Origin of the sequence: Streptomyces alkaliterrae (assembly GCF_007097205.2) — a bacterium.
In the GTDB taxonomy this organism is placed as follows: domain Bacteria; phylum Actinomycetota; class Actinomycetes; order Streptomycetales; family Streptomycetaceae; genus Streptomyces; species Streptomyces alkaliterrae.
This window is the reverse complement of record NZ_VJYK02000145.1, coordinates 1-13,672: the sequence shown is the minus strand read 5'-3', so window position 1 is coordinate 13,672 and position 13,672 is coordinate 1. Positions and strand designations below refer to the sequence as shown.

Below are 13,672 nucleotides of genomic sequence, written 5' to 3'. Positions count from 1 at the left end.
GTGGGAGGGGCCGGATGGCGCTGTCAGGGCGTGAGACGTGGGACCTCGCGGAGTGCCGCCGTGTACGCGGCGATGGCGGATTCGGGCTCCCGGCCGAGGAGTTCGGGCAGCGCGTTGTGCGCGACTCCCGTGCCGTCCAGGAAGCCCCCGGCTATGGCCGAGTACGTGCCGACGACCATCGGGACCTGGAGGGCAGGCAGCCCGTCGGGAGTGCCGATCGCGGCCCGAACGGCTCCGAGTGAGCCCGGTAGGTAGGTCACCCCCAAGGCCGCCGCCAGGTCGCCGCCGCCGAGCGAGTCGGTACCGACCAGCTCGTAGGTCCGCCCCGCGTGCTCCTCCGGGGCGGTTACCACCCGGGCCGCGACCTCCGCGAGGTCCTCGCGGGCGACGGCGGCCAGCCGCCCCTCTCCCAGCGGCGCGGTGATGACGCCGTCGGCGTCGGGCGCGGCGATCATGGCGAGGAACTCGGCGTACAGGCCGTTCCGCAGTACGGTCCACCGCAGTCGACTGGCCCGCAGCCGGCGTTCGGTCCAGCGGTGGGCGAGCGCGTACGCGAGGTGGTCGCCGTCACCGCTGAGGCTCGTGTAGACGAGATGCCGTACGCCTGCCGCCTCGGCGGCGGAGATGAACGCGTCGTGGCGAGCGTGGACCACGTCGTCCTCGCCGAAGCCGGCCGAGATCATCAACACGGTGTCCACGCCGCTCAGGTCCAGCGAGGAGGGGTCGTCGAAGTCGATGCGCCGCTCGGCCGCCGAGCGAGGAGTCCGGGTGCCGAACACCACGTCGTCACGAGCCGCGAGCTTCTTCGCGACGAGTCCGCCAAGGGCGCCCGAGGCGCCGGTCACCAGAATCACAGGAAGTCCTTTCGATCACGCGTGGTTTCATCCTGAGTAGTCCGGTCCCGTCGCGTAAGGAGGCACTTTCGTGTCAGCAGGGCACACCGTGGTAACCACCCCGGCCCGGTCCGCAGTGATCGACGAGCCGGTGATCACCTGTGACACGCCGCAGGACGAGTGCGGCGTCCGCGACGTCCTCGACCGCCTGGGGGATCGCTGGTCCGTCTACGTGATCGTCGAACTCGCCTCCGGGGTGAAGCGGTTCAAGCAGCTGCAGCGCGCCATACCCGGCGCGATCTCCCAGCGGATGCTCACCCTCACCGTCCGCCGCCTGGAGCGTGACGGACTGGTCAAGCGCACGGTGTACGCGACCGTTCCGCCGCAGGTGGAGTACGAGCTCACCGAGTTGGGGCACAGCCTGACCCATCTGGTGAAGGCGCTCGCCGACTGGTCGATCGCCCACCGCCCGGCGATCGCCGCCGCCCGTGAGGAATGGGACGCGGAGAACCCGGACTCCTCGGTTCGCTGAGACCCGTCTCCACCGCGCCCGCCGCCGCGTGCGGTTCGCCCGCCGAAACGCGGCGCTCCGGGCTTTGCCGGCGTTCCCGTCTCCAAGCGGACCGGTTCTCGGGACACCGAGATCCACAGGGCGGTCCACCTCTTGACAGCGGTGGTCTCGGTCACTAATTTCGGTAGACGTCGACCTGTAACTATCGAAAGGAGGCGACCAGCAGATGAACGCCAACTCTGATCTTGGTCGTCTCGCCCAGAGCACGGTCTGGGTTCCGGGTCGAATCGCACACGGCTGCTGAGTACGCCGTTCTGATGCGCCTTTTGTAGCGCATTCTGGGTTTCCCGTCACCACTTTCCGGTACGTCGCTGTTGCGTGCCGTTCTGCGCCCGATCCTTTCCTGTGGCGCGCCCGAACACAGAAAGCTGCCTGAAAATTGGCGAACATGATGAATCGACCGATCACGCACCGAAACGAAGGTCTGTCATGACAGAGGCGCGGATCACGGTCAACGGGAAAGAAACACCGATCTCACCGAGTGCGCCCCACACCACGGTGCTGGATTTCCTGCGTGAGCGCGGGCTCACCGGCACCAAGGAGGGCTGCGCCGAAGGTGAGTGCGGCGCCTGTTCGGTCCTGGTGGCCCGCCCCGGGGTGAGCAAGCCCACCGACTGGGTGGCGGTCAACGCGTGCCTGGTCCCGGCCGCGGCGTTCGACGGCCAGGAGATCATCACCTCCGAGGGTCTCGCCACCGCCGGCGAACCCGGCACGCCTCCCGCCCTGCACCCGGTGCAGGAGGAGATGGCGGTCCGCGGCGGCTCCCAGTGCGGATACTGCACGCCGGGCTTCGTCTGCAGCATGGCCGCCGAGTACTACCGGCCGAACCGCTGCGGTGTGCACGAGGGCTCCGCCGACGGCACCGACGCCGAGCACGGCCCGAACGGATTCGACCTGCACGCGCTGAGCGGTAACCTGTGCCGCTGCACCGGTTACCGCCCGATTCGCGACGCCGCGTTCGCCGTCGGTACGCCCAGCGACGAGGACCCGCTGGCGCGGCGGCGCGAGCAGGCCCCGCCCGCGCCGGCCGCCACCGAGTACGCGCAGGACGAGAGCACGTTCCTGCGGAAGGAGACTCTGGCGGAGACGCTGCAGGTGCTGCGCGAACGGCCCGACGCGGTGGTGGTGGCCGGCTCCACCGACTGGGGCGTCGAGGTCAACATCCGTTCCCGCCGGGCGGATTGCGTCATCGCCGTCGACCGCCTCCCCGAACTCCGGGAACTGCGCGTCGAGTCCGATGCCATCGAGATCGGAGCGGCGCTGACGCTCACCGAGATCGAACGCCGCCTCGACGGCAGTGTCCCGCTGCTGGCGGAGCTTTTCCCGCAGTTCGCTTCCCGACTGATCCGCAACGGCGCGACCCTTGGTGGAAACCTGGGTACCGGCTCGCCCATCGGCGACAGTCCGCCGGTGCTGCTCGCCCTTGAGGCGTCGGTGGTGCTCGCCGACGCCGACGGTGAGCGGGAGGTCCCGCTGGCGGACTACTTCACCGGCTACCGGCAGAGCGTGCGACGTCCCGGCGAGTTGATCCGCGCGGTGCGCGTCCCGCTCCCGCTGTCGCCGGTCGTGGCCTTCCACAAGATCGCCAAGCGGCGCTTCGACGACATCTCCAGCGTGGCGGTCGCCTTCGCGGTCGACGTCCAGGACGGCATCGTCCGTAGGGCGCGGATCGGCCTGGGCGGCGTCGCCGCGACCCCCGTCCGCGCCCTCGCCACCGAGGAGGCCCTGGAGGGCAGGCCGTGGGCGGCGGAGACCGTCGAGGCCGCGGCACGGGTACTGCGGGGTGAGGGCACGCCGATGAGCGATCACCGTGCCAGCTCCGCGTACCGCTCCGCGATGCTCGGCCAGAGCCTGCTGAAGCTGCACGCCCAAACCACCGAGGCGGTGTCGTCATGAGCCATCTGTCCGAGCGCCCCGAGAAGCCCGTCGTCGGCCTCTCGATGCCGCACGAGAGCGCCACCCTGCACGTCACGGGTGCCGCGCTCTACACCGACGACCTCGTGCAGCGCACCAAGGACGTGCTGCACGCCTACCCGGTCCAGGTCATGAAGGCCCGCGGCACGGTCACCGCGCTGCGCACCGAGCCCGCGCTCGCCGTGCCCGGAGTGGTCCGGGTGCTGACCGGCGCCGACGTGCCGGGCGTCAACGACGCCGGTATGAAGCACGACGAGCCGCTGTTCCCCGACGAGGTCATGTTCCACGGCCACGCCGTCGCCTGGGTGCTCGGCGAGAGCCTGGAGGCGGCCCGGCTCGGCGCGGAGGCCGTCGAGGTGGAGCTCGACGAGCAGCCCGCGCTGATCACCCTGCGGGACGCGATGGCGGCGGAGAGCTACCACGGCGCCCGCCCGCTGATGGAGACCGGCGACATCGACGCCGGCTTCGCGGACTCCGCGCACGTGTTCACCGGGGAGTTCCAGTTCGCCGGCCAGGAGCACTTCTACCTGGAGACCCACGCGGCCCTCGCCCAACTCGACGAGAGCGGGCAGGTGTTCATCCAGAGCAGCACCCAGCACCCGTCGGAGACGCAGGAGATCGTCGCCCACGTGCTCGGCGTGCCCTCGCACGAGATCACCGTGCAGTGCCTGCGGATGGGCGGCGGATTCGGCGGCAAGGAGATGCAGCCGCACGGGTTCGCGGCCGTCGCCGCGCTCGGCGCCAAGCTGACCGGGCGCCCTGTCCGGTTGCGCCTCAACCGGACGCAGGACCTGACGATGTCCGGCAAGCGGCACGGTTTCCACGCCTCGTGGAAGATCGGCTTCGACTCCGACGGCCGCATCCAGGCCCTCGACGCGACGCTGACCGCGGACGGCGGGTGGAGTCTGGATCTCTCCGAGCCGGTCCTCGCCCGGGCGCTGTGCCACATCGACAACACGTACTGGATCCCCAACGCACGTGTCGCCGGTCGAATCGCCAGGACCAACACGGTCTCCAACACCGCGTTCCGCGGCTTCGGCGGCCCCCAGGGCATGCTGGTGATCGAGGACATCCTGGGCCGTGTCGCGCCGAGGCTCGGTCTCGACCCCGCCGAGTTGCGCGAGCGCAACTTCTACCAGCCGAACCAGGGCCAGACGACGCCGTACGGACAGCCGGTCACCCATGCCGACCGGATCGCCACCACCTGGCAGCAGGTCAAGGAGAACGCCGGCTTCGCCGACCGCCGGCGCGAGATCGCCGCCTTCAACGCCGCGCACCCGCACACCAAGCGGGCGCTCGCGATCACCGGCATCAAGTTCGGCATCTCGTTCAACCTCACCGCCTTCAACCAGGGCGGGGCGCTGGTGCTGATCTACAAGGACGGCTCGGTCCTGATCAACCACGGCGGCACCGAGATGGGGCAGGGCCTGCACACCAAGATGATCCAGGTGGCCGCGACCACCCTGGGCATCCCGCCGCACAAGGTCCGCCTCGCTCCGACCCGCACCGACAAGGTTCCCAACACCTCGGCGACGGCGGCCAGTTCGGGAGCGGACCTCAACGGCGGCGCCATCAAGAACGCGTGCGAACAGCTGCGCGGGCGGCTGCTGCAGGTGGCTGCCTCCCAGCTGGGCGCCAACGCCTCGGACGTACGCATCGTCGAGGGCGTCGCGCGTGCCCTGGGCAGCGACAGGGAGCTGGCCTGGGACGACCTGGTGCGCACCGCCTACTTCCAGCGGGTGCAGCTGTCGGCGGCCGGCTTCTACCGGACCGAGGGGCTGCACTGGGACGCCAAGACGTTCCGGGGCTCGCCGTTCAAGTACTTCGCCAACGGCGCCGCCGCGACCGAGGTCGAGGTCGACGGCTTCACCGGCGCGTACCGCATCCGGCGCGTGGACATCGTGCACGACGTCGGCGACAGCCTCTCCCCGCTGATCGACATCGGCCAGGTCGAGGGCGGGTTTGTGCAGGGCGCGGGTTGGCTGACACTTGAGGACCTGCGCTGGGACACCGGCGACGGGCCCAACCGCGGACGGCTGCAGACTCAGGCGGCGAGCACCTACAAGCTGCCGAGCTTCTCCGAGATGCCGGAGGAGTTCAACGTCACGCTGCTGGAGAACGCCACGGAGGAAGGCGCGGTCTACGGCTCCAAGGCCGTGGGCGAGCCTCCGCTGATGCTGGCGTTCTCGGTGCGGGAGGCGTTGCGGCAGGCCGTCGCCGCGTTCGGGCCCGGTGGGGTCGGCGTCGAGCTGGCGTCGCCCGCGACGCCGGAGGCGGTGTACTGGGCGATCGAGTCGGTTCGCCAGGACGGTGACGTCCGCGACGGCCACGCCGCGAACGGGCAGGCCGCGAACGGGCAGGCCGCGGGCGCCGGGGTCCGAACCGGCTCGGAAGCACTGAGCGGTGCCTGACATGACGTGGATCGCCGCGGTCGCGCGGTTGCGAGCACGCCGGGAGCCCGGCGTGCTGGTGACCGTCGCGGCCGTGCGCGGCCACGCCCCGCGGGACGCCGGCGCAAAGCTTGTCGTGGGGCAGACCGGGACCTGGGGCTCGATCGGTGGCGGCAACGTCGAGGCCGTCGCCATCGACCGGGCCCGGGAGATGATCGCCGCGCCCAGGCCGGGTCCGGAGCTGATGGAGTTCGCCCTGAACGACAAGGTGACCAACCAGCACGGCGTGCAGTGCTGCGGCGGCCAGGTCTCGGTGCTGCTCGAACCGCTGCCCGTGGTGCGGGCGGTGGCGATCTTCGGCGTCGGCCACGTCGGACTGGAGCTGGCGCGCATACTGGCACGTCAGGACCTCGACCTCCATCTGATCGACACCCGCTCCGAACTCCTCGCCGAGGAGCGGCTCGACGTGCTGACGGACGCGGTGGCGCAGGTGCACACGCATCACACGCCACTGCTGCCGGAGGAGGTGCTGGAGGAGTTGCCGCCCGGCACACACGTCCTGATCATGACCCATGATCACGCCGAGGACGCCGCGCTGTGCGACGCCGCCTTGCGCACCGGTCATCTCGGCTCCGTCGGACTGATCGGGTCGGCGGCCAAGTGGGCGCGGTTCCGCAAGCGCCTCGCCGAGGAGGGCGGCCACGACGACGCCGCGATCGACCGGATCAAGACGCCGATCGGGCTGGCCGACATCACCGGCAAGGAACCGGCGACGATCGCCGTCAGCGTCGCCGCCGACCTGCTGCGCACCTTCGAAGCCGACGGGAACTGAACGCCCTCACCCGGGCCCCGCACGGCGGCTGCTCGCGCTCGCGGGGCGCTTGGCCGGAACGGACCTCGCCCGGCCCGACGCGGGCCGGGCAGCCGAGGGTGCGAGCGTTCAGCGGACAGCCCGAGGCCCCCGACCGACTCATTTATATGAACCTACAAGGGGCGCCGACCGGCCGGCCGACTCCTTCATGGCTTTGGTGACTGACCTTCGACGCGCCCGGGCGGGTCTACTTGCGGTATTCCGGATGGACAGCACGTGAACAGGTCGCGGAAAGGTTCAGGCAACCGCGAACGCGAACCACAGTGCGACGGGGGTGAACGACGTACCCACACCCCGGTCTCGCCGGAGCTCTCACCGTTTGCAGAAGGAGTGACCGTGACCGCGCACACGCACGAAACGAGCATCCAGGAAGCAGAGCGCGCCTGGATGGACGAGGCCATCGGCCTTGCCACCAGCAGCGTGCAGAACGGCGGCGGTCCGTTCGGCGCGCTGATCGCCAAGGACGGCCAGATCGTCGCGATCGGCAACAACAGGGTCACTTCGAACCTGGACCCGACGGCGCACGGCGAGGTGAGCGCGATACGCGCCGCCTGCGAGAAGCTGAACACCTTCTCGCTCGAGGGCTGCGTCCTGGTCACCTCGTGTGAGCCGTGCCCGATGTGCCTCTCCTCCGCGCTGTGGGCGCGAGTCGACCGGATCATCTTCGCCGCCGACCGCGACGACGCCGCGGTGGCCGGCTTCGACGACCGCAAGTTCTACGACCTTTTCGAGAAGAAGCCCGCGGAGCTGTGGCCGATGGCGATCGAACGGGTGGAGATGCCGAACCGCACGGCGCCCTTCGACGCCTGGCTCGCCAAGTCCGACCGCATCGACTACTGAGCCCTGGCCCCGCCGCGCACCACCAGAAACGTCGCCGCCAAGCGGCCCCGGCCCCAGGCTCGGCCGACGCGAACCCCCGACCAGGCCTCCGGGCTGCCAGCCGAGACACCTGACATCTCGACAAGGCAACCCGGAGGCCTCCTTCGCGAACCGAACCGAACCGGACACCGAGGCCCGCGGCGGAGCGTTCGGGCGGCACCTGGCCCGCCCTGGTGCGCTCCTGCTCAACCTGTGGGAGTACGCGGGCTCACCTGCGGGCGGCCGCTCGCGCCTCCGCCAGATCGAGTGCGCGGTAGATCCGCGGCGGGGCGCGGGTTGCCGTGGAAGACCTGGCCGGTGTGCCAGGAGAGATGGTGCGTCGCCACAGGGCGGACTCCCGGCTGCGGGCCGATGAGCGGGCGGCCCGCGAGGGCTGTGACGTGCTCTCGGGCCGCGGGGCTGTGCCCGACGAAGCGCTGCGAGACGAGGATGCGGTGACTTCCCCCGCCCTCGGCTTCACTCGAGCGCGGGGCCGCCCGTCCGACACCGAGGACGCCCTTGTCGAAGAGCTTGTGGTGCAGCGAGCACAGACACAGGCCGTTGTCGACGTCATCCGGCCCACCGAACGCCCACCAGCGCACGTGCGCGGCCTCCAGCCCGACCGGCACCGCCCCGATCCGCCCGTCATAACCGCAGAAGGCGCATCGGTACTCGTAAGCCGTCAGTACCCGCTCCCGCATCCGCCGGTCCCTCCGCCGCCGCGCCGGCGACGCACGGCCTGTCTCTGCCGGCTCCAGCTCCAGTCCGACCGCTTCGCACAGCTCGCCGTGCAGAGAGGGTGGGAAGTGCCGGTCGAGTAGTAGGCGCGCCATCCGGTCCAGCAGTGACGGCTCCCGCCGAAGTGCCGTCCGCAGTTCCGACGTCAGCCGTCCCGCAGCCCCGGCTGCCCGCAGCTCACGCACCCCGCTCCCGGGACTGCCGGGCCCGCGGTCGGTGCGCACTTCCCACACGCCGTCGCTGACCAGATGGTGGAACGGGTACGCGGGCGTAGTCCGGTTGGGCGGACCGTACTCGGCCAGCAGCCGCTTGAGGTCCTCCTCCACCGCGCTGTAGAACAGCTCGCCGTCGGCATCCTCCTGGAACCGGCTGAGGGCGTAGAGCAGGAGTAGCGGCTTGTGGGGAGCACGCGTCCCGCCCTTGGTCCACTGCCTCAACGTCGCGGCCCGCTCCAGCCAGTCCATGACGGGCGATCGTAGTAGCGCCGTACGGAACGTCGGCATGGGCCCGGATCACTGGAGTGGCTGTCGGCGCCGCTGGCCCTGTCACACGCCCCGGGGCGACGCCGCCCGGATGAGGGGGAAGCCGGACGAGTCCTTCGGCTCCGAGGACCGCGTGGATGTCGACGACGACGGCGATCCGTGGGGCCGGGCATCGAGGGTCCAGGGTGGTGCGGGAGCGTCCTGACATGCGACGAAGCTGGGACTGCAGGTGAGGCGTGAACGGTGCTGGACGGAGGCGATGCAACCAGTAGTGCAACCAGGTCCTGTCCGTTCCAGCTCGGACAGGACCTCTGCGAGGGCGCGGCCACGGAGCGGCGGGGCCCGCCCTGGCTGCGCTGTCAGCGTTTCCTTTCGGAGCCGATACGCGGACGGAGCCCGCATGGGACGGACTGCGTTCAGGGATGTGGCGTATGGGATTCGACCTGATCCGGGGGTTTGTCCCGGCATCGGAGTGGGGCGCGAGGGAGACCTTCGGGCAGTCGTGGTCGGGGTGGCCGCGGGAGTAGGCTGGGGCTGGCGAGGGCATTTGTTGACCGGCTTCCATGTCGGTATCTCTCTCGCTTTCAGTGCCGGGCCGCATGCAGGGCCTGGGGATGGGTTGACACCATGACGGTGCTCACCACACGGCCTGCGCCGATCACGCCGACCACCAGGCCCGCCGACTATCCGCCGGTTCGGATCTCCCTCAGGCCTCCTGGCCCGCAGTCCGGGCTGCTTGACGGTGCCTGGTGGCCGCGATCCCGCGACTTGGCGCGCGAATTGCCGCCTCTGGCAGACCGGTTGGACGCGCTGTGGGGCCGTGTCACCCGCGTCGCGGTGAACCCGACGCACTGGCCCGTCGTGCCACGCAGGGTCCCCGTCAACGACCGGGTCATCAAAGTCGGTTGGTTCGCCGACGAGCAGGATCCGCACCAACTCCTGCTTCTCTCCTACCGCATTGGCCGCTGGGACTTGCTGGTCATTCCGCCGGAGACCGGCGAGGCGGCCGCCGAGCGGCTCATGGCCGCTGCCTCCGATCCGCGGATCGCACGTTCGGGCACCGCGCTCATGGCGGCCGAGTCGGACGGCCGGCTCACCGTTCCGGCTGCTGAGGCCGGCCCGCCGGGGGACCCGCAGGCGGAAGCGTGGGAGGCGGAGGGCGGCGCCACTACCGCACACGTCGGCGCGACCGGCGGGAGGTGATGTGGTCATGGAAACCGTGCTCACCATCGTCGGCGTCCTCGCGGTGATCGCGCTGGGTGTGTTCGTGATTCACCGCCTCAACGCCCAGCACGCGGATCGGATCGCATCGCGCCGTTACAGCAGTCGCCTCCCCGACCGCCGGAGCGGCCCGGGTTCCGCGGAGCGCCGACCGGGCAACGGGGCCCGCGACCGCCACGACCAGCGGGACGGAGGTCGCGAAGGTCGTCGACCGCGGCGCCGTGGCGTGAAGCGCGCGAGGGAGCACAAGGAGTGACCCCGGTGGGCGGCGCGGCACCGCAGAGCCGGGCCGCGCCGATCCCCGACGCGCGTGATACTGGAGGTGTCCGGTTGCCCGCCCGCACCGCTCCAGGGAACGCAGGGCCCTGCGGGCTGTCATTGGCCAAGGGCGGGCCCGGACCGCACCGGCCCGGATCAACAGCCCAGGAGGCGAACATGATCCATGCAGCCGACGTACGCGAGTGGCGCAACCACAACGTCGTCGACCCCAAGAACCACAAGATCGGCGCCCTCGAAGCGGTCTATGTGGACACCGCCACCGACGAACCGGCCATGGCCACGGTCCGCACCGGGCTCCCCACCCGCCACCGATTGACCTTCGTGCCCCTCGACGACGCGATCCTGGGGCCGGACTACGTCAAGGTCTCCTACGCGAAGGCGCTGGTGAAGAAGGCCCCCTCGGTCGGCATGGACGAGATTCTGCCCGCTGAGGCGGAGAAGGAGATCTTCCAGTACTACAACCTGACCTATCAGGTCGGTGCCGGCGGCGAGAGACAGCTCGCACGCCGCTGACCGCCCACGCTCACCCACCCGAAGGAGGCGTCCGCGTCATGGTTTTCTTCCTCCTCCTTGTTCTCGTCGCCGTGGTGCTGGGATTCGTCGGAGTCATAGCGGAGGGTCTCGGTTACCTGCTGATCATCGGTATCGCGGTCCTCGTGGCCGCCCTGGCCTTCGTCGCAGTGCGCTGGTCCCGCCGCTCCGGCCGCCGCCCCATCCGCTGACCGCCGCCCCATCCGCTGACCGCCGGCCCGTGGCCGCGTTGCCGACCGCGGTCGGATGTCGCCTGCCGGTCCCGTACACGGCGTCCAGACGAGGGCTGAGGCGGCGGACGGTCGCGGCAAGCGGGAGGCGGAAGTCGGCCGGGCTCTTCATGAAGCGGCGTCGCCGATGGGCAACGAGGCACAGCAGATGCTGGGTCTCGTGGCGGTCACGGCGATGGGGTGGCTCTGGGAACGGTGGCGACGCTGACCACCGCGGACGACTACTGACCCAGCCCGCACTTGTTGGCCGGCCCCGAGGTTCCGACGAACCTCGGGGCCGGCCAACAGAGTTCGAGCCTGCGCGAGCCCTGTTGAGTGTCAGTGGCCGTTCCTACCTCAGCCCCAGCAGCGTCCACCGGCGCTCGGCCAGCGCCGTGGAGCACGGCCTCACCCCGCTGTGGGTGGCGAACGACAGGGCGGCTTCCCTGATCGACCGAGCTCCGTGGGTGCGGGTCGACGACATGCCGTGGAAGGAGATCGCCGACGGCAAGGAGATGGTGATCCGCGGCGGCTACCGACACCTCGAAGTCTGGAAGTGCGTACCGAGCAGCGTGCGCCACTGCCTCGTCAGCGATGGCGCCGGCCACTGCGGCGGGATTCACGCGGACTGGTTCGTGCCCGCCCTGTGCCTTCCGGAGCGTAAGCCGGTGCACATAGAGGACTTGGTCCTGCAGAGCGCCACGGGTGAAAGCGTCCCGGTCTACATGCCGAACCGGGGGAACGGTCGCGCCGGCCGGCACATGTGGGTCTCGGCCGACGATCGTGCGCTGTGGCAGGAGCTCATCGGCGAAAGGACGCCTCTCCCGACAGTCCCGCACGAAGAGGAGGACGACGCGATCACCTTCGCGGGCCAGGAGGTCGACCGCGACTGCCGAGCAGGGGAGGAGGGCCGGTTCGTCAGCGACAGCCGGCCCCTCCGCGATCTCGACCAGCCGACCGGCGGCTTCACGCTTCCCCGTATGCCGGTCCAGCGCTCCCGCGAACCGACGAGCGTCACACCCGTTGAACGCGCCGCTGCCTCCGCCGCGCTGGGATGCCCGGTCTGGGAACTGGGGCCATGCGCCGGCTGCGGTCAGCTGATGCGGCGGTACGGGCGGAACGCTGCCATGTACTGCAACGGGTGCCGGTCCGTCCTCAACGGGCGGTAGACGGGAACTGCAACCAGAACTGCAACCACGAACGACGAAGGTCCCGGCCGCTGGGCGGTCGGGACCTTCGTTCAGCCCGGTGAGAGCTGGGCGGAGGATACGAGATTCGAACTCGTGAGGGGTTGCCCCCAACACGCTTTCCAAGCGTGCGCCCTAGGCCTCTAGGCGAATCCTCCGCCGCAAACAATACAAGACTCCGGGGAGTGGTCGCGAACTCGATCCCGGGTGCTCCGATCAGGTACTGTGGGCGCAGCCCCTCACGTGGCGCTATCTGACTGAACTCCCCCAGGGCCGGAAGGCAGCAAGGGTAGGTCGGCTCTGGCGGGTGCGTGGGGGGCGTTGTCGTTCCGTGACGCCCGGGGGGAGTGCGGGCGGGGCGGGATGTCGGTGGGCTCCGCTACGGTCGTAGGCGTGTCGTCCCTCGCTCTGTACCGCCGCTACCGTCCCGAGACCTTCGCCGAGGTCATCGGGCAGGAGCACGTGACCGATCCGCTTCAGCAGGCGCTGCGTAACAACAGGGTCAACCACGCGTACCTGTTCAGCGGGCCGCGCGGCTGCGGCAAGACGACCAGTGCGCGCATCCTTGCCCGCTGTCTGAACTGCGAGAAGGGGCCGACGCCGACGCCATGCGGGGAGTGCCAGTCGTGTGTGGACCTGGCGCGCAACGGCGGTGGTTCCATCGACGTGATCGAGATCGACGCCGCGTCGCACGGTGGTGTCGACGACGCGCGTGATCTGCGGGAGAAGGCGTTCTTCGGGCCCGCGTCGAGCCGCTACAAGATCTACATCATCGACGAGGCGCACATGGTCACCCCGGCGGGCTTCAACGCCCTGCTGAAGGTGGTCGAGGAGCCTCCGGAGCACCTCAAGTTCATCTTCGCGACGACCGAGCCGGAGAAGGTCATCGGCACGATCCGGTCGCGTACCCACCACTACCCGTTCCGGCTGGTTCCGCCCGCGACGCTGCGCGACTACCTCGCGCAGGTGTGCGAGCAGGAGCGGATCGCGGTGGAGGAGTCCGTGTTGCCGCTGGTCGTGCGGGCCGGGGCCGGGTCCGTGCGGGACTCGATGTCGGTGATGGACCAGCTCCTCGCCGGGGCGGGCGCGGGCGGTGTGACGTACGCCATGGCCACCGCGCTGCTCGGGTACACCGACAGCGCGCTGCTCGACTCCGTCGTCGAGGCGTTCGCCACGGGGGACGGGGCTGCGGCGTTCGAGGTGGTGGACCGGGTCGTGGAGGGCGGGCACGATCCACGGCGGTTCGTGACGGACCTGCTGGAGCGGCTGCGGGACCTGGTGATCCTGGCAGCCGTGCCGGACGCGGCGGAGAAGCGGCTGCTGGACGTGCCGGTGGACGTGCTGGACCGGATGCAGGCGCAGGCCTCGGCCTTCGGCGCCGCCGAGCTGAGCAGGGCCGCCGACCTCGTCAACACGGGGTTGACGGAGATGCGGGGGGCGACGTCGCCTCGGCTGCAGCTGGAGCTGATCTGCGCCCGGGTGCTGCTTCCGGCGGCGTACGGGGACGAGCGGTCGCTTCAGGCGCGGCTGGACAGGTTGGAGCGGGGAGTGGCGTTGGGCGGCGCCCCGCAGGCGGGTGGCGTCCAGC

At 70.3% G+C, this 13,672-nt stretch carries 13 protein-coding genes, 1 tRNA gene and 1 other RNA gene; 12 read left to right on the top strand and 3 right to left on the bottom strand.

Translation table 11 applies throughout. The features are described 5' to 3' along the window. Positions 1 to 23: 23 nt before the first annotated feature. On the bottom strand, positions 24 to 854 hold the full coding sequence (locus FNX44_RS15070; protein WP_143648757.1) for an NAD(P)H-binding protein: 831 nt from the start codon (positions 852 to 854) through the stop codon (positions 24 to 26). Between the two features lie 70 nt (positions 855 to 924). On the opposite strand from FNX44_RS15070, the gene FNX44_RS15065 reads away from it, so the two are divergent. From FNX44_RS15065 to FNX44_RS15045, 5 genes are all read left to right on the top strand, one after another. Further along, entirely contained in the window at positions 925 to 1,365 is a 441-nt protein-coding gene (locus FNX44_RS15065) for a winged helix-turn-helix transcriptional regulator (RefSeq protein ID WP_143648756.1), read from the top strand. Positions 1,366 to 1,833: 468 nt separating this feature from the next. Continuing rightward, a complete protein-coding gene (locus FNX44_RS15060; protein WP_143648754.1) occupies positions 1,834 to 3,300 on the top strand; it encodes a xanthine dehydrogenase small subunit in 1,467 nt (488 codons plus the stop codon). Continuing rightward, positions 3,297 to 5,729 (top strand): xanthine dehydrogenase molybdopterin binding subunit, encoded by a 2,433-nt coding sequence (xdhB, locus tag FNX44_RS15055; RefSeq protein ID WP_143648753.1) that lies wholly within the window; start codon positions 3,297 to 3,299, stop codon positions 5,727 to 5,729. Before FNX44_RS15060 ends, xdhB begins: the two co-directional genes overlap by 4 nt. 1 nt (position 5,730) lies before the next feature. Further along, positions 5,731 to 6,540 (top strand): xanthine dehydrogenase accessory protein XdhC, encoded by an 810-nt coding sequence (gene xdhC / locus FNX44_RS15050; protein WP_143648752.1) that lies wholly within the window; start codon positions 5,731 to 5,733, stop codon positions 6,538 to 6,540. Positions 6,541 to 6,915: 375 nt separating this feature from the next. Then, positions 6,916 to 7,419: a nucleoside deaminase gene (locus tag FNX44_RS15045; protein ID WP_143648751.1), complete on the top strand. Its 504-nt coding sequence runs from the start codon at positions 6,916 to 6,918 to the stop codon at positions 7,417 to 7,419. Between the two features lie 224 nt (positions 7,420 to 7,643). Here FNX44_RS15045 and FNX44_RS15040 read toward each other — a convergent pair whose 3' ends face one another. Continuing rightward, positions 7,644 to 8,639 carry a phosphorothioated DNA-binding restriction endonuclease gene (locus FNX44_RS15040; RefSeq protein ID WP_143648750.1) on the bottom strand — a complete coding sequence of 332 codons (996 nt, stop codon included), beginning with the start codon at positions 8,637 to 8,639 and terminating at the stop codon, positions 7,644 to 7,646. A 645-nt stretch (positions 8,640 to 9,284) separates the two neighbouring features. Between FNX44_RS15040 and FNX44_RS15035 the strand changes: the two genes are divergently transcribed. The 5 genes from FNX44_RS15035 (at position 9,285) to FNX44_RS15020 (ending at position 12,066) form a co-directional block, all read left to right on the top strand. Continuing rightward, a complete protein-coding gene (locus FNX44_RS15035) occupies positions 9,285 to 9,860 on the top strand; it encodes a DUF5994 family protein (RefSeq protein WP_143648749.1) in 576 nt (191 codons plus the stop codon). A gap of 7 nt (positions 9,861 to 9,867) precedes the next feature. Further along, positions 9,868 to 10,134, top strand: coding sequence for a hypothetical protein (locus tag FNX44_RS15030; RefSeq protein ID WP_143648748.1), 267 nt, complete (start codon positions 9,868 to 9,870; stop codon positions 10,132 to 10,134). A gap of 179 nt (positions 10,135 to 10,313) precedes the next feature. Beyond that, entirely contained in the window at positions 10,314 to 10,670 is a 357-nt protein-coding gene (locus FNX44_RS15025) for a PRC-barrel domain-containing protein (RefSeq protein WP_143648747.1), read from the top strand. Positions 10,671 to 10,708: 38 nt separating this feature from the next. Next, positions 10,709 to 10,879 carry a hypothetical protein gene (locus FNX44_RS28040; protein WP_173019199.1) on the top strand — a complete coding sequence of 57 codons (171 nt, stop codon included), beginning with the start codon at positions 10,709 to 10,711 and terminating at the stop codon, positions 10,877 to 10,879. A gap of 350 nt (positions 10,880 to 11,229) precedes the next feature. Then, entirely contained in the window at positions 11,230 to 12,066 is an 837-nt protein-coding gene (locus FNX44_RS15020; RefSeq protein ID WP_228449904.1) for a hypothetical protein, read from the top strand. A gap of 91 nt (positions 12,067 to 12,157) precedes the next feature. Here the strand turns inward: FNX44_RS15020 and FNX44_RS15015 are convergent. Beyond that, a tRNA-Ser gene (locus tag FNX44_RS15015) sits at positions 12,158 to 12,242 on the bottom strand. Between the two features lie 72 nt (positions 12,243 to 12,314). Here FNX44_RS15015 and ffs point away from each other — a divergent pair. Together ffs and FNX44_RS15005 are read left to right on the top strand one after the other, a co-directional pair. After that, positions 12,315 to 12,413, top strand: an RNA gene (ffs, locus tag FNX44_RS15010) — signal recognition particle sRNA small type. Between the two features lie 64 nt (positions 12,414 to 12,477). Then, positions 12,478 to 13,672, top strand: a 1,195-nt coding sequence (locus FNX44_RS15005) for a DNA polymerase III subunit gamma and tau (protein WP_143648746.1), incomplete at its 3' end; no start/stop codon positions are given.

Bases quoted from the DNA above. Each gene is read 5' to 3' on its own strand.
- FNX44_RS15040 (WP_143648750.1), bottom strand. From the start codon at position 8,639: ATGGACTGGCTGGAGCGGGCCGCGACGTTGAGGCAGTGGACCAAGGGC.
- xdhB (WP_143648753.1), top strand. From the start codon at position 3,297: ATGAGCCATCTGTCCGAGCGCCCCGAGAAGCCCGTCGTCGGCCTCTCG.
- FNX44_RS15035 (WP_143648749.1), top strand. From the start codon at position 9,285: ATGACGGTGCTCACCACACGGCCTGCGCCGATCACGCCGACCACCAGG.
- FNX44_RS15060 (WP_143648754.1), top strand. From the start codon at position 1,834: ATGACAGAGGCGCGGATCACGGTCAACGGGAAAGAAACACCGATCTCA.
- FNX44_RS15030 (WP_143648748.1), top strand. From the start codon at position 9,868: ATGGAAACCGTGCTCACCATCGTCGGCGTCCTCGCGGTGATCGCGCTG.
- FNX44_RS15025 (WP_143648747.1), top strand. From the start codon at position 10,314: ATGATCCATGCAGCCGACGTACGCGAGTGGCGCAACCACAACGTCGTC.
- xdhC (WP_143648752.1), top strand. From the start codon at position 5,731: ATGACGTGGATCGCCGCGGTCGCGCGGTTGCGAGCACGCCGGGAGCCC.
- FNX44_RS28040 (WP_173019199.1), top strand. From the start codon at position 10,709: ATGGTTTTCTTCCTCCTCCTTGTTCTCGTCGCCGTGGTGCTGGGATTC.